Annotated in this window: 15 protein-coding genes; 7 read left to right on the top strand and 8 right to left on the bottom strand. The window is 72.5% G+C overall.

Annotated elements, in window-relative coordinates; genetic code table 11:
- Window positions 1–14: 14 nt before the first annotated feature.
- Window positions 15–218 carry a cold-shock protein gene (locus ACH4F2_RS10080; protein WP_003978336.1) on the bottom strand — a complete coding sequence of 68 codons (204 nt, stop codon included), beginning with the start codon at window positions 216–218 and terminating at the stop codon, window positions 15–17.
- 445 nt (window positions 219–663) lie between these two features.
- Between ACH4F2_RS10080 and ACH4F2_RS10085 the strand changes: the two genes are divergently transcribed.
- Both ACH4F2_RS10085 and ACH4F2_RS10090 read left to right on the top strand, forming a co-directional pair.
- Complete coding sequence (locus tag ACH4F2_RS10085; protein WP_398132221.1) at window positions 664–1,428, top strand: L,D-transpeptidase family protein; 765 nt, start codon at window positions 664–666, stop codon at window positions 1,426–1,428.
- 733 nt (window positions 1,429–2,161) lie between these two features.
- Window positions 2,162–3,247 carry a GNAT family N-acetyltransferase gene (locus ACH4F2_RS10090; RefSeq protein ID WP_398132222.1) on the top strand — a complete coding sequence of 362 codons (1,086 nt, stop codon included), beginning with the start codon at window positions 2,162–2,164 and terminating at the stop codon, window positions 3,245–3,247.
- Window positions 3,248–3,330: 83 nt separating this feature from the next.
- On the opposite strand, the gene ACH4F2_RS10095 is transcribed toward ACH4F2_RS10090, so the two are convergent.
- Together ACH4F2_RS10095 and ACH4F2_RS10100 are read right to left on the bottom strand one after the other, a co-directional pair.
- A complete protein-coding gene (locus tag ACH4F2_RS10095) occupies window positions 3,331–4,755 on the bottom strand; it encodes a Gfo/Idh/MocA family protein (RefSeq protein WP_398132223.1) in 1,425 nt (474 codons plus the stop codon).
- A 241-nt stretch (window positions 4,756–4,996) separates the two neighbouring features.
- Window positions 4,997–5,218 (bottom strand): hypothetical protein, encoded by a 222-nt coding sequence (locus ACH4F2_RS10100; protein WP_398132224.1) that lies wholly within the window; start codon window positions 5,216–5,218, stop codon window positions 4,997–4,999.
- A gap of 541 nt (window positions 5,219–5,759) precedes the next feature.
- Between ACH4F2_RS10100 and ACH4F2_RS10105 the strand changes: the two genes are divergently transcribed.
- Complete coding sequence (locus tag ACH4F2_RS10105; RefSeq protein ID WP_398132225.1) at window positions 5,760–8,396, top strand: SpoIIE family protein phosphatase; 2,637 nt, start codon at window positions 5,760–5,762, stop codon at window positions 8,394–8,396.
- Window positions 8,397–8,438: 42 nt separating this feature from the next.
- On the opposite strand, the gene ACH4F2_RS10110 is transcribed toward ACH4F2_RS10105, so the two are convergent.
- The 4 genes from ACH4F2_RS10110 to ACH4F2_RS10125 form a co-directional block, all read right to left on the bottom strand.
- Window positions 8,439–9,275: a nucleotidyltransferase domain-containing protein gene (locus tag ACH4F2_RS10110; protein ID WP_398132226.1), complete on the bottom strand. Its 837-nt coding sequence runs from the start codon at window positions 9,273–9,275 to the stop codon at window positions 8,439–8,441.
- Window positions 9,276–9,407: 132 nt separating this feature from the next.
- Window positions 9,408–11,294: an alkyl/aryl-sulfatase gene (locus tag ACH4F2_RS10115; RefSeq protein WP_398132227.1), complete on the bottom strand. Its 1,887-nt coding sequence runs from the start codon at window positions 11,292–11,294 to the stop codon at window positions 9,408–9,410.
- Between the two features lie 36 nt (window positions 11,295–11,330).
- Window positions 11,331–12,509 (bottom strand): acyl-CoA dehydrogenase family protein, encoded by a 1,179-nt coding sequence (locus ACH4F2_RS10120; protein ID WP_398132228.1) that lies wholly within the window; start codon window positions 12,507–12,509, stop codon window positions 11,331–11,333.
- 28 nt (window positions 12,510–12,537) lie between these two features.
- Window positions 12,538–14,112 (bottom strand): class I adenylate-forming enzyme family protein, encoded by a 1,575-nt coding sequence (locus tag ACH4F2_RS10125; protein WP_398132229.1) that lies wholly within the window; start codon window positions 14,110–14,112, stop codon window positions 12,538–12,540.
- Between the two features lie 227 nt (window positions 14,113–14,339).
- Between ACH4F2_RS10125 and ACH4F2_RS10130 the strand changes: the two genes are divergently transcribed.
- Window positions 14,340–14,936: a TetR/AcrR family transcriptional regulator gene (locus tag ACH4F2_RS10130; RefSeq protein ID WP_398132230.1), complete on the top strand. Its 597-nt coding sequence runs from the start codon at window positions 14,340–14,342 to the stop codon at window positions 14,934–14,936.
- 34 nt (window positions 14,937–14,970) lie between these two features.
- Here the strand turns inward: ACH4F2_RS10130 and ACH4F2_RS10135 are convergent, their stop codons facing one another.
- A complete protein-coding gene (locus ACH4F2_RS10135) occupies window positions 14,971–16,251 on the bottom strand; it encodes an MFS transporter (RefSeq protein WP_398132231.1) in 1,281 nt (426 codons plus the stop codon).
- A gap of 336 nt (window positions 16,252–16,587) precedes the next feature.
- Here ACH4F2_RS10135 and ACH4F2_RS10140 point away from each other — a divergent pair, with 336 nt between their 5' ends.
- The 3 genes from ACH4F2_RS10140 to ACH4F2_RS10150 all read left to right on the top strand — a co-directional run bounded on the left by ACH4F2_RS10140 (window position 16,588) and on the right by ACH4F2_RS10150 (window position 20,008).
- The gene (locus tag ACH4F2_RS10140) at window positions 16,588–17,766 is read left to right on the top strand and encodes a M23 family metallopeptidase (RefSeq protein WP_398132232.1); all 1,179 of its coding nucleotides are present in this window, start codon (window positions 16,588–16,590) and stop codon (window positions 17,764–17,766) included.
- Window positions 17,767–18,083: 317 nt separating this feature from the next.
- On the top strand, window positions 18,084–18,398 hold the full coding sequence (locus ACH4F2_RS10145) for a helix-turn-helix domain-containing protein (protein WP_398132233.1): 315 nt from the start codon (window positions 18,084–18,086) through the stop codon (window positions 18,396–18,398).
- Window positions 18,399–18,469: 71 nt separating this feature from the next.
- Window positions 18,470–20,008, top strand: coding sequence for a CHAD domain-containing protein (locus ACH4F2_RS10150; RefSeq protein ID WP_398132234.1), 1,539 nt, complete (start codon window positions 18,470–18,472; stop codon window positions 20,006–20,008).
- Window positions 20,009–20,011 lie beyond the last annotated feature (3 nt).

Here is a 20,011-nt window from a genome sequence, read left to right on the forward strand (position 1 = left end):
CGGCGACCTCCCGGTCAGGCGGGGGTGATGTTCTCCGCCTGCGGGCCCTTCTGGCCCTGGGTGATGTCGAAGGTGACGGCCTGGCCTTCCTGCAGCTCCCGGTAGCCCTGGGCGTTGATGTTGGAGTAGTGCGCGAAGACGTCGGGGCCGCCCCCGTCCTGCGCGATGAAGCCGAAGCCCTTTTCAGAGTTGAACCACTTGACGGTTCCGCTGGCCATGCCTTTGCCTTTCAGCCGATATCGGATCCGCACCGTGCGAATCCGGAGGTGGTCGTCCTGGTCCTCCGGCATTGCACAGCAAACCGCCCGCACTCCGGCGCGGGCGGTCTGGGCGAACCACGACATCTGCTGCTGACGCTACACGGCATATCCGAGCCTCACCAGTGAGTAAGGGGTGTGAGCGGCAACGATGTTGCGACCCGGAGCCTCGTGAGGGCGTGCCGGAGCGCGTCACACCTCGGTCATCAGCCACGCATGGCGCGAATGACTCTCCTCCCCCTGCTCCGGGTGGACGCCCTGCCGCAGCCGTCCTGCAGGGCCACCGGGCCGCGGGTGACGGAGGTCGTACCCTGCGCCATACGGGGGAGGCGGTGAGGCTGCCGCACCACCCGGTTCCGTAAGTGGTCTAGCAATGAGTAGTCCACACACGGAGTCGGAGATCGATATGACCGTCAGGAAAGGACTGGCCCTGGTGATCGGGGCTGTCATGTGCACCGGCGTGCTGGGGGCCGGCTGTGCCCAGCAGCAGTCGGACGCCTCCTCCCAGGACGCGCAGACGCCCGGCAGATCCGCGTCACGACCGGCGTCCCCCCACCCCGCTCCCCCGCGCTCCTTCCCCCGCCCCCTCCCCGGGGTCGGGCCGGCCATGCGGGCCCGGGTCCCCGACGCCTCGCGGCAGGCCCTGGTGGTCACGGGCGCGACGGAGACCTCGTCCGAGGCGCGGGCGGTGCTCTACGAGCAGTACCCCGCACAGGGCTGGCGCGCCGTCGCCGGCCCCTGGCCCGCCCACAACGGCCTGCGCGGCTGGACCGACGACCACGAGGCGGGCGACCTGCATACGCCGACCGGCGTCTTCCGCCTCAGTGACGCCGGGGGCCGGCTGCCCGACCCGGGGACCCGGCTCCCCTACGACCAGGACCCGGAGTTCGCCGTGTCGGGCACCGGGCATCTCGGTGAGCCGCTGGAGGGTTCCTTCGACTACGTGATCGCCATCGACTACAACCGGGTGCCCGGCACCACCCCGCTGGACAAGACCCGCCCGCTGGGCGAGGAGAAGGGCGGCGGTGTCTGGATCCACGTGGACCACGACGGGCCGACCAACGCCTGCGTGTCCCTGAGCGAGGAACACATGCGCGCGTTGCTCAACGCTCTGGATCCGGACAAGGAGCCGGTCGTCGTCATGGGGCCGGAGCCGGTGCTGGCGCAGTAGCACCGCCCCCGGGTGTCCACCCGCCCTGGACGCCCGGTGCGAGACGGCGACGGAGCACTACGTCCTCCTGGCCGAGCCGGGCGTACCGGTTCGTGTCACGCGGCCTTGACCGGGTGGGGTCGCGCTCGGCCTACTGGATACGCAACTGGGCGTATTCGGGGGTCTGGTCCAGTGTTGGCCCGTATGTCAGCCCCCGGCCGGGACGCAGGTCAGGAGTCCGACAGTGCGGCGTCGATGGGCAGCGGCGGCATTCGTGCTGGCATGGGCGCTGCTGCATCTCGTCGGCCCCCGGCCACCCGGGTTTTCGGAGCCGGTCCCGGGTTGTGACACGGCTCCGGCATCGGCGGGGGTGACGTCGACGGTGTCGGCGGCGTTCGCAGAAATCGCCGGGCAACCGTGTCCGCGCGAAGAAGACCCGTCGCTCCGTCAGGTCGCCGCCCGGTCCCCGAGGACCGCGGGAACGGCCGGGACCGCCGACGACGTGTCCGCCCGCACCCCGGCGTGGGCATCCTCGGCGCGGCAGGACGGCACGGACCTTCGCCCGCCGGGACCGGACGGCGGGCGGGCGACGCCAGGGGCCGCCCAGGGCGGACCCGCTCTGCAGACGCTTCGCTGCTGAGCGACGGCAGTACCGACAAGGCCTGCGCCGCGCGGCCTGAGTACTGCCCGCCGAAACGCGGTTGCCAGCAGGCCTTCGTGTGTCCGGAGATCCGACGACGCAGGAGGCAGACGAATGTCCGACAAGCGCATAGAGGTGGTCGGGCCGGGAGAGCTCGGCGCGGACGACCGGAAGATGTGGCGGGAGATCAGAGCCGCCTCCGGATCCCCGGCGAATCCGTTCATGGACCCGGCGTTCACCGCGGCGGTCGGGCTGGTCAGGCCGCAGGCCGGGGTCGCGGTGCTGCGGGAGGACGGGCTCCCGGTCGGGTACTTTCCGCACGAGCGGGGCTTCGCGGGGCGCGGGCGGGCCATCGGACTCGGAGTCTCGGACAGCCAGGGCGCCGTCCTGCGCCACGGCATCCGTCTCGACGCCCGCGCCCTGCTGGCGGCCTGTGCACTCTCGTCCTGGGAGTTCGACAGTCTGGAGGCCGGACAGGACCTGTTCCTGCCCCACGCGACCGAGGAACTGGCCTCCCCCGTCGTCGACCTCGGTGACGGGTTCGAGCGGTACACCGAGGACCTGCGCCGGAACTCGCCGGGTTTCCTCAGACAGACCCTCGCCAAGGAGCGGAAGCTCGCCCGTCAGGTCGGCGAGGTGCGGTTCGTGTACGACGACCCGGATCCCGGGGCGTTACGGGTGCTCATGCGGTGGAAGTCCGCCCAGTACCGGCGAACGGGCCGGCGGGACCGGTTCGCGCAGGCGTGGATCACCCGGCTGGTGGAGCTGCTCGCCCGGAGCGACGACCCCGAGTGCCGAGGAGTGCTGTCCGTGCTCTACGCCGCCGGCCGGCCCGTGGCCGCCCACTTCGGGCTGCGCTCGCCCACGGTCCTGTCCTGGTGGTTCCCGGCGTACGACCGCGCGTACGGCAAGTACTCCCCCGGCCTCCTGCTGTTGTCGCGGATGCTGGAGGCGGCTGCCGCCGACGGGATCGAACTCGTCGACCTGGGCAGCGGGCCGGCGCGCTACAAGGAGTCGTTCAAGACGCGTGACCTGAGGGTGCACACGGGCGCCGTGGTACGTCCGGGGCCCGGTGGCCTCCCCTACCGGCTGGGGCGGGAGCCGGTGCGGGCCGCCCGTCGCTTCGTCCACGACCGGCCGGGGCTGGCCCGCGCCGCCGCCCGGACGCTGGAGGGGCTGGGGCGGTTGCGGGACCGCTGACACCGCGTCGGCCGACGCACGTCGGGATGCCCGCCGCGGCTGCTCGCGGTGCCGTGGCGGGACCGGTGCCGTCCGTCCCGCGCTCAGCCGACGGGCGGCATGTCGGTGGGCGTCGAGTCGAGTCCGGGCCTGCGCTCACGCCACGCGCCACGGGTGAAGTCGGGGATCTCGACCGGACGGCCGTCCCTGGCCAGCGACGTGGCGCTCAGGGGAACGGGCGCGCACCAGGCGGCCGAGTCGTAGATGTCGATGTCCGGTACCAGCCCCGCGCGCATCAGCTGGACGGTGCGCCACTGCAGGATGTAGTCCATGCCGCCGTGGCCGCCGTTGTTCGCGGCGTCGTCGCCGACCTTCTGCCACAGCCAGTGGTCGTACTCCTTGCGGTAGCTCTCGAAGTCGCGCCAGGTGTGGCCGCTGTGGTCCGGTTCGACGTAGATCCGGGCGCCGGTCGGAGAGGGCCCCGCGTAGTCCTCGACGATTCCCCGGCTGCCGGCGAGGGTGTTGATCCGGCTGTACGGCCGGGGCGAACTCACGTCGTGCTCCGCCCGGATCGTCCTGCCCCTCTCCGTTTCGATCATGCAGGTGACCAGGTCACCGTTGATGTAGGTCTCTTTCCATGAAGGGTGGTCCCTCGGCACGTAGCGCGCGCGGTAGTCGGCCAGCCCCTTCGGGGCCGTCGCGGTGGCCCGCAGCGTGGCCATGCGGTCGCCGCGGTTGATGTCCATGGCCGCCGCGATCGGCGCCAGACCGTGCATGGGGTAGAAGGAGGCGGTACTGCGGGTGTGCCAGAGCCGCCGCCAGGAGTCGGTGTAGTACGTGTCGGAGAAGAGGAGTTCACGCAGGTCGTGGAGGTAGCCGCCGTGGCCGTTGGTGATGTCCCCGAAGAGACCGTCGTGCGCCGCCCTGAGCATGGCCAGCTCGTTGCGGCCGTAGTTGCAGTTCTCGGACAGGAGCAGGTGCCTGCGGGTGCGCTCGGAGGTCTCGACCAGGTCCCACAGCTGGCGGAGTTCCGTCGCGATGGGGAGTTCCACCACGGCGTGTCTGCCGCTGAGCAGCGCCGCCCTGCCGTGCTCGTAGTGGAACTCCCACGGTGTGGCGACGTACACCAGGTCGATGTCGTCCCGCCGGAGCATCCGGGCGTAGGAATCCGCCGATCCGCCGTACTCGGCGGGGCGTGGCCTGCCCTTGCTCTCCAGGCGGTCAGCGGCGCGTTTCGCGCGGTCGGCGCGGATGTCGCAGACGGCGGTCACAGTGCAGCCGGGGACGGCCGCCCAGCCGGTGATCATGCCGCTGCCCCGGTTGCCGAGGCCGATGACACCGACACGGACGGTTCTGTGGGCGTCGAACGGGACGCCGATCATCGACTTCTGGCCCGGCCTGCGGCGGGGCGCCTGCTCGGCCACCGCCGAGGCGGACGGGGCCGACGCGGTCATCCCGGCCGCGAGCGCGCCGGTGGCGACGGCGCCGCCCAGGAGCAGTCGGCGTGAGACAGCGGGCGTTTCGGACATGACGGCAACACTCCTCGTGGGCGGTCGGCATCACGGTCGGGGCACTGTCTGGGCGTTGTCGAGCACGGTGGAGCGCGGTCGAGCACGGTCGGGCTGTCGAACGCTTTCGGGGCATGACTCTGCGGGCTCTGCCCTTACATGTCAATACGTGCTCGATGCAAAGCCGTTCCGAGCACTTCCACGCACATCCCGCACCGGAACGGGCGTCGCGTTCCCTGCCCTGGCCTCTGGCGGGGACCGGTCAGAACAGCGGCTCCTGGTCGGGCGAGGGCCGCCCTCGCCGGTTCCGGCGGGGGGTGCTCGGTGCGGGTGCCGTCTCCCCGAACAGGGGGGCCGTACCGTATTCGTCCGGCTCGGCCGGGACGATGGCGGGCCCGGTGCCCACGTTGAGGACCAGCGGGGCGTCCCGGTCGAAATCGCCGGGTGTCATCGCCACCCACTCACGGTCCTGCCGCTCATCCACGCACCGACACCTCTCTCGCGCCGCCCGCCGCGACCACGCGACGCTACCAGCCCCGCGACGGCGCGCTGATCACGGCTCCCGCCTGGCTCGCCTCCATCGTTCCCGGGCGTTCGGCAACCGACGCGTCAGGACCGGTTGTCCCGGAAAGAGCAGTCGCCGAATCAGGTTCGCCCGCCCCCGTCACGGTGACGCGAGCGCCTGGGAGTCGGACGCGGGCCGCGCGTGTCCGCGTACCCGGCATGTGGTCCGGACCTCGGAACGGGTCGGCCGTACCGGCGTGGTGGTCACGATCGGCTCATGGCCCGTGCCGACGGAGGTCTGCGGCCGGCCGGCCGGCGGCGCGGACCGGTGCGGCCCCGCGTACGGGGGAGAACGCGGGGCCGCACCGGCAAACTATCGGAGGAAACCCCCGCCTGCCAGCCCCGGCCACCCCTGAGCCACCCGAAGGCCTCACCCGACCGGCCCACTTCAAGGCCATCCCGCCGGGGCGCGCGCGCATGGCGCGCTGCGAGGCCCACCGTGCGGGGCACACACTGGTGCCATGGGCTACCTCGATCCGCCGGCGGCGGTGTCACGGCGATTCGCGCAGATGCCGGTGAGCGCGGCGTCGGCTCGGCGGTTCGTGCGGGCCTCTCTGGACGGCGTCACCTCGGACCTGGTGGACACCGCTCAGCTTCTGGTCAGCGAGCTGGTCACCAACGCGGTGCTGCACGCACGCACCGAGGTCGAGGTAGCGGTGTCGCGCCACGGCGGCCGGGTGCGCGTTCGGGTCGTCGACCGTCGGCCGAGCCGGGGGCTGGTGCCGCAGTACTGCCCGCCGTACGCCGGTACGGGACAGGGGCTGGCACTGGTGGAGCAGCTTGCCTCGCGGTACGGGGTCGACGCCGATGACGAGCACAAAACCGTGTGGTTCGAGCTGTGGCCCGACGGTCCGCCACCGCCGTCGCCCGGGTGGGAGACCGGCGTGCCGCCGTGCGCCTCCCACCGGACGGTGACGCTCGTCGACGTGCCGGGCGCCCTGGACTCGGCGTGCCGGCAGCACCGGCACACGGTGCTGCGCGAGCTGACTCTCGCCGCGTCCGCCGGAGATCTCCTCGGAGTGTCGCCCGAAGACCTCACGGCCGCCAACGACATCAACAGCGTGATCAGTGCCTGCGCGACGGCCGCGGTGGAGGAACCGCTCCCCGAGTCCGATCTCCGTTCCCTGTTCCTGCCGCTGCCGGCCGACGCCGCACCCGCGGTACGAGCCCTGCGGCGCGTGCTCGACCTGGCCGAGGAGCGGGCCCGGGAGGAACGGCTGCTCACGCTGCCGGCGCTGCCGCGCAGCCGTGCCTTCCAGGACTGGCTCTTCGACCAGATCGTGGGGCAGCTGACCGGGGGCCACCCCACCGCGTGGACCGTGATGCCCCGCGAACCGGAGGTCAGCTCCGCCGAGGTCGTGCCGTGGGACGCCGGTCAGGTACGGAGCAGCAGGATTCCGACCATCGCCGCCGACGACGGGAACCGGATCATCGCGGCGAACGGGCCGGCGGCGGACCTGTTGGGCTGGGGACCGGACGACCTCGTCGGGCGCAGGCTCACCACGCTCATCCCCGAACACCTGCGCCGACGGCACACGGCGGCGTTCACCTCGATGCTGCTCACCGGTCGCACCCGCATCGTGGGCCGCTCCGTGCCGCTCCCGGCGCTGCGCCGTGACGGCGGGCTGGTACCGGTCCGGCTGTACATCCAGACGCAGGAGACGGCCGACGGCCGCACCGTGTTCGTCGCCCAGCTCACTCCGCGGGCTACCACGCCCCTCGAGGTGCCGAAGACTCCCGGCGGACACCGGCAGGCGGCGGCCCGGGTGCCCTACGGAGGCCGGGCACCGGCCGCCCCGGAGACCGGCCGCAGGTCGAGCGGTGCCGAACGCGGCATGTCGGCGCTGAACAGGCTGTCCCTCCTGGCCGACCTGGGGGCTGAGCTCAGCAACACGCTGGACCTGGACGAGGGGCTGCGGTGCGCCGGCCGGCTCCTGACGCGGCGGCTGGCCGACTGGTGCGTGGTGGACCTGTTCACCGAGCACGCCCAGGTGGACCGGGTCTGCGTCGTGCACCGGGACCCCCGTGGTCTGCGCCCCGCGGCGTACGAGGGCAGACTCCCGGCGGTCTCCGAGGAGTCGCGCGGACCGCTGGCCCGTGTGCTGCGCGGCGCGGGGCCTCTGCTGCTCACCGACGCTCCGCCGCCGGACCGGGCGGAGAGCGCGCTGGACCGGAACTACCTCGAACTGTTCCGTGGGCTCGGGGCGGGCAGCGCCGTCGTCGCTCCGCTGCGGGCCCGCCGCAAGATCTTCGGCGCCCTGACCCTGACCCGTGAGCCGGGCGGGCGGCCGTTCACCGAAGAGGACCTGGCCCTGGTCGACGACCTGGTCCACAGCCTGGCGCTCGGGGTGGACAACGCCCGTCTGTACCAGGAGACCCGCTCCATCGCGGAACGGCTCCAGCGCTCCCTGCTGCCGGTGCTGCCGGACGTGGAGGGTCTGCAGCTGGCCGCCCGCTACGCCGCCTCCTCGACCACCGCGCAGGTGGGCGGGGACTGGTACGACAGTTTCGTCCTGCCCAGAGGGGGCACCGCCGTGATCATCGGTGACGTCACGGGGCACAATCTCGACGCGGCCATCGCCATGAGCCAGCTGCGCAGCATGCTCCGCGGCATCGCCGTGGACCGTCAGGAGCCGCCCGCGGAGGTGCTGCGCCGCCTGGATCTGGCGAACCACAGTCTCCACCGGGAGGCCACCGCCACCTGCGTCTACGGCCTGATCAAGGGCCCCGCACACGGCCCCTGGGAGCTGAAGCACTCCTCCGCAGGTCATCTGCCGCCCCTGCTGACCACCCGGGAGGGCGAGACCCGTTACCTCGATGACGGCGCGGGCCTGCTCCTCGGTATGGATCCCGACGTGCCCCGGCCCACGGCCGGCCACACGCTGCCCGCCCACTCGACACTGCTGCTGTACACCGACGGCCTCATCGAGCGCCGCGACGAATCCCTCGACGACGCCTTCGACCGGCTGCGCCGGCACGCGGCCGACCTGGCCCACGAGCCCCTCGACACGTTCTGCGACGAGCTGCTGATCGGCCTGGGGGCGGACAGCGCCGACGACATCGCGGTCCTCGCCGTCCGCCCCACCCCGCCCTCGTGATCCGTGGCGTCCACGTCCTGCCGAGGGCGGGGACGTGACGGGTCAGGTCCGGCGGTCCGCCGCCAGCAGCTCCGCGATCTGCTCGTGGAGTGTCTGCGGCACCCGGACGGCCCAGCGCTCGACTGCCTCGGCGCTCAGCTCCCGGCTCCACCGCCAGCTGTTGCGGGCCGCCACGCGTACCTCGTCCTCGCGGGCGGCGGCGGTGGTGGAGGTGTAGCGGTCGACGTCGGCTGCGGGCAGGTCCTGTTCCAGTGCCCGGCTGGGGGTCAGCCAGTGTGCGGTGCTGTCGCGCAGGAGCCGGCAGAGCTGCAGTTGCTGCGGCGCGACGACGCCGTGCAGCAGGTTGTGGGCGCGGGCCACTTCGCCGCGGGCCAGGACGTGGGCCAGCATCAGGGTCCAGTTGGCCAGTTCGTCGGTGAGCTGCTGCGCGGTGCGAGCGGGCTCGGGCGGGCGGAACGCGGCCAGGCGCCGGGCGGCCCGGGTGAGGCGGCCGGTGCGGTCCAGCAGGACGGCGGCCTCGGGGCGGGGCAGGTGCACCATGCCCTCCCAGGTCGGGACCTCGTCGATGCCGGATCCGGCCGGTGTGATGTGGAACTCACCGCGCATCAGGTCGTCGAAGACGACGGCGAGGATGCCGTACATGTTGGTGTACGCCAGCCGGAGCGGGGCGAGCCGGCCGAGGAACGCCCGGGCGTCGAAGTCGTCGAGGTGCTTGTCCTCGACGTAGAGGTAGGCCTCGATGTCGGAGTGGGCGTCGGCTTCGCCGACCGTCCAGGAGCCGTAGAGGAGGACACCTTCGAGGCGGGGTTCGGTCTGGGCGAGCTGCCGCAGGCGGGCGATGCGGTCGTCCAGGGCGGGGCAGGCGGAGTGAACGGGCATGGTGTGACTGTCTCCCGAGTGAACGCGCGGGCACGATGGATCGACGCCCGGCGTCTGCCGGGCGGATGGCTGCGGACCGTGCGGTCGGTTCAGGAGACGCCCATGGCGGGGATTGTAGGCCATGCCGGTGGATCACGGGGTGACGATCGGGAATCGCGGGTCGGGGCGTTCCATGAGGCTGCCCAGGGTGGCCAGGGCCGCGATGTCGCCGGCCGTGGTGATCTCGCCGGCCGCGATGGCGTCGGCGAACGTGGTCGTGCGGCCGGTGACCGCGTCGAGCGTGGCTCGGGTCAGGCGCAGGGTGAGGTGGGGGCTCTCGCCGCGGGGGGCGTCGCCGGGCATCGGGGTGAGCGCGCCGTTGGACAGCAGCAGGGTCCAGGCGTCGGGGGCGTCACTCGTGTCGTCGGTGATCTCCCAGCGCAGGAGGAGGCGTCCGGCCTCGGCGGCGCGGGGGCCGTCGATGCGTACGGCCATGGACTGGAAGATCTGCTCCGCGGTCAGCGCGCTGATGATGCCGGACGCTCCGCGGCCCGGGGCTTCGAGGACTCCGCCCCGCAGTTCGGCGGCGCCGGTGAGGTAGAAGTTGCGCCAGGGGCCGCACTCGGAGCCGTGACCGAGCCGTTCGAAGGTGGCGGCCTGAAGGGAACGGGCCTCGGCGTGGTCGGGGTCGGCGAACAGGACGTGGTTCAGTACCTCGGCGACCCAGCGCAGGTCGCCGCGGTCCCAGGAGGCGCGGGCCTTGGTGACCACGGCGTCGGCGCCGCCCATGAACTCGGTGTAGCGCAGGGCGGCTTCGCGGGGCGGGTGCTGCCACAGGTGGGCGGGGTTGCCGTCGAACCAGCCCATGTAGCGCTGGTAGACGGCCTTGGCGTTGTGACTGAGGGAGCCGTAGTGGCCGCCGATGTGCGTGCGTTGCTCCAGCGCGGGCGGGAAGCGCAGTCGCTCCGCGATCTCGGCGCCGGTGTGCCCGGCGTTGATGAGGCGTACGCACTGGTCGTGCAGGTAGGCGTAGGCGTCGCGCTGCTCCTCCAGGAACCGCACGGCGCGGTCCTGGCCCCAGGTGGGCCAGTGGTGTGAGGCGAAGACCACGTCGGTGGTGTCGGCGAACAGGCGGAGGGTCTCGGTGAGGTACCGGGCCCAGGCGCTGGGGTCGCGGACCAGGGCGCCGCGCAGGGTGAGGACGTTGTGCAGGGTGTGGCAGGCGTTCTCCGCCACGCAGAGCAGCCGCAGTCCGGGGAAGTGGATGTTCATCTCCGCGGGGGCCTCGGTGCCCGGGGTGAGCTGGAAGACCATGCGGATGCCGTCGACGGTCTCGGTCTGACCGGTGGTGCGCACGTCGAGGTTGGGGGCGATGAGACCGACGCCGCCCAGGGACGTGGTCTGGCCGAGGCCGCAGCCGATCTGCCCCGCGGGCCCCTTGGGCAGGGCGGTGCCGTACATGTAGACGGAGCGGCGGGCCATCGCGGGGCCGGTGATGACGTTCTCGCCGGCCGCGTGGGCGAGGAACCCGGCGGGCGCGAGCACCGGGAGCCGTCCTTCGGCGGCGTCCGAGGGGTCGGCGACGCCGTGGACGCCGCCGAAGTGGTCGATGTGCGAGTGGGTGTAGAGCACCCCGGTCACCGGGCGGTCACCGCGGTGCTCCCGGTACAGGGCGAGGGCCGCTGCCGCCACTTCGGTGCTGATCAGCGGGTCGATGACGAGAACGCCCAGGTCGCCCTCGACGAAGGTGATGTTGGACAGGTCCAGGCCTCGGACCTGGTACACGCCCGGCACCACCTCGTACAGGCCCTGACGCGCGGTCAGGCGGCTCTGCCGCCACAAGGACGGGTGCGCGGTGGGCGGGCAGTCGTCGTCCAGGAACGCGTAGGCGTCGGCGTCCCAGACGGTGCGGCCTGCCGCGTCGCGCACCACGCCCGGCCGGAGCCGGGCGATGAACCCGCGGTCGGCGTCGGCGAGGTCCTGGTCGCCGTCCGGGAGACGGCCGTGGGCGGCGGGAGCGGCGGGAGTGGTGCCGGGCATGGGGGTTTCCTCGGGGTCGGTGACGTACGGGCGGGGTCAGGCCAGGGTGGCGAGGCCCTTGGCGATGCCGTTGCGCTGGATCTCCGAGGTACCGGTCAGCACCCGGAACATGCGCATCTTCCGGAAGAGGTACTCGATCTCGTGACCCTGCGTCAGCCCGTCCTTGCCGTGGATCTGCACGGCCTCGTCGAGGAGGCGGAAGGCGGATTCGGCGACGAAGAGCTTGCACATGAACGCCTCGGTGCGTACGTCGTCGCCGCGGTCGAGGGCGGCCAGCGCGGCGTACGTCATGGAGCGCGCGGCGTAGAGGTCGGTGGCCATGTCGGCGAGTTTGTGCTGGATGGCCTGGAGGGCGAGCAGGGGTTTGCCGCCCACGGTGCGGGTGAGGGCGCGGTCGCGGGTGAGGTGGAGCGCGCGGCGAGCGGCGCCGATGGCCGACGGGCAGTGCAGGAGGCGGTTGACGGTGACGCGGCCGAGGGCGATGCGCAGGCCCTTGCCCTCCTCGCCGAGGAGGCTGTCGGCGGGCACCCGGCAGTCGTCGAGGACGATGTCGCTCTCGACGTGCTCACCGGACATGGGCGTGGCGCCGTCCGTGACCCGGCACCCGGGGCTGTCGAGGTCGACGAGGAAGGCGGAGTAGGAGTCCTCCTCCGTGTCGGCCATGCGCGCCACGACGATGGCGAAGTCGGCGAACGGTCCGGCGGAGCTGAACACCTTGTGCCCGGTGAGCCGGTAGCCGTCGCCGTCCCGGACGGCGGTGGTGCGCATGGCGCGTACGTCGGAGCCGGCGTCCGCCTCGGTGAGGGAGAAGCAGCAGGCGCGTTCGCCTCGGACCAGCGGCAGGAGGTGGGTGTCGAGCTGTCGGGGGGTGGCGTGGCGGAGGATGTCGCCGGCGCGCAGCGGGCCGCCCATGTCGCCGAGGACGCTGTGGCCGAGGACGCGTCCGGAGGCGGCGACCTCCTCCTTGAGCACGGCGAGCTGCGTGTACGTCAGGGCCTGGCCGCCGTACTCCTCGGGGAGGTGGATGCCGTAGAAGCCGAGTTCCCGGCAGCGTTTCCAGACCGGTTCCAGGTCGGCGCGGGTGAGGCGGGAGGTGCGGGTGATGTTGTTGTCGTGCTCGTACTGGGCGAGTTCGCCGTCCAGGTACGTACGCAGACGGTCGACGAGGCCGGCGAGGCGCGGGTCGTCGGGGACGGGGTGGAAGGAGAGGCTCATGGTGTGGTGCTCCGGGTCTTCGGTCGGTTCAGTGCACGCGGCGGGTGGCGTGTGCCCAGTACGGTTCGCGGACGGCCTTGCGGTCGAGCTTGCCGTTGCGGTTGTGCGGCAGTTCGCCGACGAAGTCGACCGATCGGGGCTTCTTGAAGCGGTCCAGGCGCAGGGCGCAGAAGTCGGCCAGCTCCTCGGCGGTGACCAGGGTTCCGGGCCGGGTGACGACGACGGCCTTGACCGCCTCGCCCCACTTCTCGTCCGGGACGCCGATCACGCAGGCCTCCTGTACGGCGGGGTGCTCGTACAGGGCGGTCTCGACCTCGGTGCTGTAGATGTTGAAACCGCCGGAGATGATCATGTCCTTCTTGCGGTCGACGAGAAACAGGTAGCCGTCCTCGCGCATCCAGGCCAGGTCACCGGTGTGCACCCAGCCGTCGCGGAAGGTCTGGGCGGAGAGTTCGGGGGCCCGCCAGTAGCGGCGGACGCAGTCGGGTCCGCGCACGATGATCTCGCCGACCTCGCGGGGCGGGAGCGAGTTCCCGTGTTCGTCGACGACTCTGACCTCGGTGTCGTAGGCGGCCCGGCCGCAGGACTGGAGGAGTTCGGGGTCGTCGGTGACAGCGCGGGCGATGTCGGCGCCGGACAGGCCGGCCACCACGCTGGTCGTCTCGGCCAGGCCGTAGCCCTGGGCGACCACGGGGCCGAACAGGGCGACGGCGTCGCGCAGCCGCTGCGGCGAGACGGGCGCTCCGCCGACGCGGACGCTGGTGAGGCTGGACAGGTCGCGCTCGGCGGCGCCCGGGTGGGCGAGCACCGCGTTGAGCATCGCCGGGACCAGGAAGGTGGCGGTGATGCGTTCGCGTTCCACGGTGTCCCAGAACGCCTGCGGGCTCCAGTTCGGCAGCACGTGCGTGGTGGAGCCGCCGAAGACTCCGGCCAGCAGGACCATGCCGGTGGCGTGCGTGATGGGGCCGCAGGCCAGGTAGCGGGTGTCGGGGCGGGGGCGCGACTCGTCGTTCATCAGGGTTTTGCGCATGTTGGCGAGCCGGTTGCCGAAGGTCTGCACCGCCGCCTTCAGTGAACCGGTGGAGCCCGAGGTGAAGTTGAGAACGGCGGGGGCGTCCTCGGCGGTGTCCACGGCCACGGGCGCCGGGTCGCCTCCGGCGAGCAGGTCGTCGTACGACAGTGGTGCGCCGTGGGCCCGCCGGGTGGGCGCCGGCGCGTCCAGCGTGATCGGAAGGCAGTCGGTGCCGGCCGCCGCCAGGGCCGCCAGGGCGTCCTCGCGGTGCGCCTCGTCGAAGACGAGGACGCGGACGGGGGCGTCGCGCAGGATGTGCTCGATCTCGCCGCGGCCCAGCCGGGCGTTGACCGGTACCCGGATCAGCCCGGCCTTGTACAGGGCGAACTCCACCTCGACCAGCTCACCCCGGTTCCAGGCGAGACAGGCCACGGCGTCGTCGGGCCCCAGCCCCCGCCGGACGAGCGCGGAGGCCAGCCGGTTGGCGCGCTCCTCCAGGCGGGCGTAGCTCCAGGTCCGGTCGCCGCAGACCAGGGCGGGGTGCTGCGGCCGGTGACGGGCGCTGCGTGTGAGGTAGATGCCGAGATTCAACGACGGACTCCTGTGCGGGTGGGGGCGGTTGACGGTGCGTGGTCGCCGGGCAGGCGGTGACACGACTTCACCCTTGAACTAGGTGAATGTTTCCAGACAGACTGTTCGGTAACACATCGCCTGTCAAGAGTACGTAGACTGGCCGCCGCCCGGGCGGACATGTACCACCGGGCCTGGAAGGCCGGTCAGTGACCGGACGGAACCGGACAGGGAGACGGACAACGGGGATGGCCGAGGACCGACGCATCCGCAAGACGCGCAGGGCACTGCGCGACGCACTCGTGGGACTCGTCCTGGAAAGGGGCTTCACGGCGCTGAGCGTCGAGGACATCACCCAGCGCGCGGACGTGGCGCGGGCGACGTTCTACAGCCACTTCCGCGACAAGGACGAGCTGTTCGCCCGGGTCACCCGCGAACTGCTCGACGAACTCGACGAACGGCTGCGCCCGGCGATGGCGGAGACCGCGGTCGGCTTCACCGGCAAGCCGGTGCTGGAGATGCTGCGTCACGCACTGCAGGAGCGTGACCTGTACCGGATCGTGCTGCGGGGCGAGGGGGACGGCAAGCCGCTGCGGATGTTCACCGAGGCGTGCGCCCGGGTCGCCGCCGAGGAGTTCCGGGGCCGGTCCGAGCGCAACGACGTCAAACCGCGCATCGACGCCGACCTGCTGGCCCGGGTCTGGGTCGGCGAGCAGGTGTCGGTGCTCCAGTGGTGGGTGGAGCACGAGGCGCCGCCGATGCCGGCCGAGGAGGTGGTCCGCATGCTGCTCGACCTCGCCCTGCGCGGCCGCTACTGGGCCACGGGCTTCGACCGGCCGGCCTGACCGCGACCCGGCCGCCCCCTTCGGCCCTCGCTCCTCACCCCTCACCGCCGAGGGCGCGGGCGTCGCGCTGCGGACGGATCGCGGCCATCGCCACCGCACCGCACACGGCCATCACGACGGCGGACAGCAGGAAGGCGATCGAGTACCCCGTGGCCTCGGAGGCCGCGCCGTCCACGAGGCGGCCGGTGAGGTAGGGCACGAACATGCCCGGCAGCGTGCCGGTCGCCGCGACCACCCCGAAGACCGCGCCACGCCGGGCCGCGGGCACGACGGCCGCCGTGGTGACGTAGTGCAGGGGCAGCGCGACCGCGTGACAGGCGAAGGCGAGCGCCACCAGGACCAGTTGCAGCGGACGCTGCTCGGCGAAGGGCAGCAGGGCGAGCGCCGCGCCGGAGACCAGGACCGCCAGGCCCTGGGCGAATCCGTCGATGGCCCGGCCCGGGCGGCCGCGCCGTTTGCGCCGGTCGACGAAGGCCGGGACGGTCAGCAGCAGGACCAGGCTGAACGCAGAGACGGCGCTGATGGTGACGGACGCGCTGGTCGCGGCCATGCCGAGCTGCGTCTGCAGGTAGACCGGCAGCCAGGCGCTGGACATCGCGAGCGCCCAGTGCGAGCCGAAGGCGCTGAGGACGCCGCCCACGACGGTGCCGCTGAGCAGCAGCCGCGACAGTGGGGGTGCCGGCGCGCCCCCGGCGGGAGGGGCACCGTCGCGCGCCCCGGCCTTCCGCGCCGGCGGCGAGCCCGCGTCCGCCTCACCCACGGCGCCCGCGGCGCCCGCCGCACCGCCGTACGGACCGTCCTTGCCGACCGCGTACCAGACGAGGCACCACGTGGCGCTGGTGATCGCCAGGGCGATGAAGGCCGAGCGCCAGCCGAGATTCACGATGAGCCAGGTCAGCAACGGGGCCGAGACGGCGGTGCCCAGGGCCGCACCCCCGATCTGCAGGGCCGAGGGCATCCCGCGCCGGCCCGGCGGGAACCAGGCGTAGAGGGCGTGCATGGACATGGACGCGGCGGGTCCCTCCGCGGCCCCCAGCAGCAGCCGTGCCGCGATCAGGGCGGGTACGGACGCCGCCAGGGCCGGCAGTTGCGCGACCGCCCACAGGGCGGCCATGACCAGCAGGAGGGTGCGCGTCGACCAGCGGGCGGACAGGAGTCCGACGACCAGGCCGGAGACGCTGAACAGCGCGTAGAAGGCGCTGGAGATCAGTCCGTAGGTGCTCTTGTCGATGCCGAGTTCGTCCATCAGCGGGACCGCGGCGAGGCCCAGGACGGACTTGTCCGCGTAGTTGATCATCATGAAGGCGACGACCATCACGAGTATCAGCCAGGCGCGGGACCGGTCGTACGCCGGTTGCTCCGGAGCCTGTCGGACCCGGGGACGTCGGGACAGGAGAGGGCGAACGACCACAGCGACTCCAGGCTCGTTACTGAACTATCTGTCCATTAACTTTCTGCTAGTTCGGCAACGTAGTTCTCGTCTCCTCCGCGGTCAACGGTCAGGAGAGGACCTTTGTGCGGACGCCCCGGGCCGTCGGACGCCGTCGGCCCTGCCCGTTCGGGCATCCCCTTCTGCCTCAAGGGCTCCTGACGCCCACGAAACGGGGCGTTACCTTCCCTTCGTGAGCATCAGGTCCCGGCGAGCGCCCGGGTGAACGACGAACGGCTGACCGTTGCGGAAGCGGCCGAAGACACGGACGATCGACAGCCGGAACAGCCAGAACGGCAGGATCAGCCAGAACAGCACGATCAGCCGGAGCAGCCGGAGCAGCCGGGCCAACCGGAGCGGAAGCGGAAGCGCCGCGGGCCCGGTCCTTTCACACTGCTTCTGCTACCGGGCCTGGTGACCATCACCGGCGTGGCCACGTTCCTCGCGCTGACGGGCGGCATGCCGTCCCCATGGCCCGAGGACTCCGACACGGACCAGGCCGCGGCCGTCGACATCGACCCCTCCTACGTCCCCTGGCTGCGCAAGGCTGCCTCGGCGTGCACGCTCCTCGAGCCGTCGGTACTCGCCGCCCAGATCGACCAGCTCTCCGGCTGGAGCGACGACACGGACGCGCTCTCCGGCCAGAAGGGCATCGCCGCCTTCACCGACACCGAGTGGCGGACCTGGGGCAAGGACGACGACGGCAACGGGCAGTCCTCACCCCGCGACCCGGCGGACGCGATCATGGCGCTCGGCCGGCGGGACTGCTCCCTGGCCGAGAAGGTGACCGAACTGCGCACCGAGGGCCGGGTCAACGGGGACCTCGTCGATCTGATGCTCGCCGCGTACTCGTCGGGGACGGACGCCGTGACGAAGGCGGGGCGCGTACCTCCGACGGCCGAGACCTATCTCGCCGAGGTCGCGGCCCTGCGCCCGCGGTACGAGGCACTCGACCGGGCCGACTCGGGCGGCGGCGCGGGCGGGCCGTCCGGCGCGCTCCTGGCGGCTCCGGTGAGCCCGCTCACCATCACCTCGCCCTACGGCTCACGGGAGCACCCGCTGACCGGAGTGACCAAGCTGCACACCGGCGTGGACTTCGCCGCGCCCCAGGGCGCGCAGGTCGTCGCCGCCCGGCAGGGCCGCGTCGTGTTCGCCGCGCTGACCACCGCGTACGGCAACCGCATGGTGATCGACCACGGGACCATCGAGGGCAAACGGCTGGAGACGACCTACAGTCACCTGTCGTCGCTGGAGGCTGCCGTCGGGCAGGCGGTCGAGGCCGGCACGCCGATCGGACGGGTCGGCTCCACCGGTCTGTCCACCGGCCCCCACCTGCACTTCGAGGTCGTGCTCGACGGGTACTACACCGATCCGCGCCCCTGGCTCGTGGCCGGCGACTAGGACCGGCGGCCCATGTCCGCATCTGTGGGTCGTACGGCCGGACGGCCATGGCGCTCACCATCCGCGCTGCGCAGACTGGACACGGCTGCAGGAGACGCCGGCGACCGGGGAACAGGCGGTCGGCGATGACGAACGACGACCCCTCCAGGGCCGGCTTCGTGTCCGGGACACGAAGCCGGCCCTGGAGGGGTCCGAGCTGGTGCGGGTCACCACGAGCGAGCTGATCTACCACCACTCGCGCCGGGTGTACTCCTTCGGCGGGGTTCAGCGCACGCCTGACCCTGCGGGAGGCAGGGCACCCGATGGTGCGGGCCGTGATGGACGCCATGGCCGTCGGCCCGTCCGCTCCGCACGGCCTCGAGTCCCTGGCGCGCGGCGCGAGGGTCAGCGCCCGGCAGTTGCGGCGGCTCTTCCGCGCCGAGACCGGGATGACGACCGGCCGGTACCTGGAGTCCGTACGGCTGGAGTGCGCTCAGGCGCTGCTCGAAGGCGGCAACGACGACATCGCGGGCGGTGGCGGACTGGTCGGGCTTCGGTTCCTCGGAATCGATGCGCCGGGTATTCAGGAGCAGCCTGGGTGTCGCGCCCACGGCCTACCGGGCGCGCTTTCGCACCACCGCGGTCTCCCGTGAGCCGGGGCCGGCAGCGTGGCTCTCCACGGCTAACGGGGTTTGATCCGGCGGATAGCGTCCAGGGACACAACATGACCCAGTCCAAGCGCGAGACAGAGCGAAAGTACGAGCCGTCCTCCTCCGGCGCCGACGGGCTGCCGGACCTCACCGGTGTCGGTCCCGTCGCCTCGGTCACCGCGGCCCGGCACGAGGAACTGGACGCGGTGTACCACGACACCGCGGATCTGCGGCTGGCCGGCGCGTCGGCCACGTTGCGCCGGCGGACGGGCGGAGCGGACGCCGGCTGGCACCTGAAGCTGCCGCTCACCGGCGACAGCCGGGAGGAGGTGCGGGCTCCGCTGTCGGACGAGGTGCCCGAGGCGCTGCGCGAGCTCGTCCGGTCCCGCACACGGGGCGCGGAGCTGCGACCCGTCGTACGGATCCGGTCCACCCGCTCCGTGCGGCACCTGCGCGACGCCGAGGGCGGCGTGCTGGCCGAGCTGAGCCTCGACGAGGTGCGCGCCGAGTCGCTGGAGGCCGGTGACGGCCACGCCGAGTGGAGCGAGCTGGAGGTCGAACTCGCCGACGGGGTTCACGCCGGGCTGTTGGACACCGTGGAGAAGAAGCTCCGCAAGAAGGGGATCACCCGGTCCGACAGCCCGTCCAAGCTCGTCCGGGCTCTGCGGGAGACGGGGGCCGGGGGCCGGCAGACGGGGCGGCGCCCGACCTCGGACGGGGTGACCCCCGGGTCGCCCGGCGCGTATGTGGTCGCCTATCTGCGGGAGCAGGTCGGCATCCTGGTGGCGCTGGATCCGGCGGTCCGCCGTGATCTGCCCGACGGGGTGCACCAGATGCGGGTCACGTGCCGTCGCCTGCGCGGTTGCCTGCGCTCGTACCGGTCGGTGCTCGACCGGCGGGTCACCGATCCCGTGCGCGCGGAGCTGCGGTGGCTCGCGGGTGAGCTGGGGGTCGAGCGGGACCAGGAGGTGCTGCGCGAACGCGTCGGCGCCGCGCTGGAGGAACTGCCCGACGACCTGGTGCTCGGTCCCGTCGCCGCCCGGCTGCGGGTGTGGGAGGTGTCCCAGGGCGACGAGACACGGACGCGGACGCGGGAGGCCCTGGCCTCACCCCGCTATCTGCGTCTCCTGGACGCGCTGGACGCACTGGTGCGGCGGCCGCCGCTGCGTGCCAAGGCCGCGGGGAAGCCGGGCCGGGTCATGGCCAGGGCCGTTCTCAAGGAGTACGACCGCCTCGCCGGGCGTATGGGCCACGCGCTGGAGCAGCCGGCGGGGCAGTCCCGGGACGCGGCGCTGCACCAGGCGCGCAAGGCGGCCAAGAAGGTCCGCTACGCGGCCGAGGTCGCGCGTCCGGCACTCGGCAAGCCCGTCACCCGCCTCGGCAAGCGTGCCAAGGCGGTGCAGAAACTGCTCGGGGACCACCAGGACGCCGTCGTCGCCCAGGACACCCTGCGGGGGCTGGCGGTGTCGGCCCACGGGGCGGGAGAGTCCGCGTTCACGTGGGGCCTGCTGCACGGCCGGGAACGGGCGAGGGCCGACGCCCGGCAGCGTGAACTGCCCTCGGCGTGGCGGGCGGCGTCGGACCCCGCGCTCCGGGCGTCGCTGAGGCACTGACCC

It is taken from the genome of Streptomyces sp. NPDC017890, from assembly GCF_044328675.1.
GTDB lineage: Bacteria > Actinomycetota > Actinomycetes > Streptomycetales > Streptomycetaceae > Streptomyces.

Coding starts and splice junctions, on each gene's coding strand:
- ACH4F2_RS10080 (WP_003978336.1), bottom strand. CDS start 218: ATGGCCAGCGGAACCGTCAAGTGGTTCAACTCTGAAAAGGGCTTCGGC.
- ACH4F2_RS10085 (WP_398132221.1), top strand. CDS start 664: ATGACCGTCAGGAAAGGACTGGCCCTGGTGATCGGGGCTGTCATGTGC.
- ACH4F2_RS10090 (WP_398132222.1), top strand. CDS start 2,162: ATGTCCGACAAGCGCATAGAGGTGGTCGGGCCGGGAGAGCTCGGCGCG.
- ACH4F2_RS10095 (WP_398132223.1), bottom strand. CDS start 4,755: ATGTCCGAAACGCCCGCTGTCTCACGCCGACTGCTCCTGGGCGGCGCC.
- ACH4F2_RS10105 (WP_398132225.1), top strand. CDS start 5,760: ATGGGCTACCTCGATCCGCCGGCGGCGGTGTCACGGCGATTCGCGCAG.
- ACH4F2_RS10110 (WP_398132226.1), bottom strand. CDS start 9,275: ATGCCCGTTCACTCCGCCTGCCCCGCCCTGGACGACCGCATCGCCCGC.
- ACH4F2_RS10115 (WP_398132227.1), bottom strand. CDS start 11,294: ATGCCCGGCACCACTCCCGCCGCTCCCGCCGCCCACGGCCGTCTCCCG.
- ACH4F2_RS10120 (WP_398132228.1), bottom strand. CDS start 12,509: ATGAGCCTCTCCTTCCACCCCGTCCCCGACGACCCGCGCCTCGCCGGC.
- ACH4F2_RS10130 (WP_398132230.1), top strand. CDS start 14,340: ATGGCCGAGGACCGACGCATCCGCAAGACGCGCAGGGCACTGCGCGAC.
- ACH4F2_RS10135 (WP_398132231.1), bottom strand. CDS start 16,251: ATGGTCGTCGCCTTCATGATGATCAACTACGCGGACAAGTCCGTCCTG.
- ACH4F2_RS10145 (WP_398132233.1), top strand. CDS start 18,084: ATGGACGCCATGGCCGTCGGCCCGTCCGCTCCGCACGGCCTCGAGTCC.
- ACH4F2_RS10150 (WP_398132234.1), top strand. CDS start 18,470: ATGACCCAGTCCAAGCGCGAGACAGAGCGAAAGTACGAGCCGTCCTCC.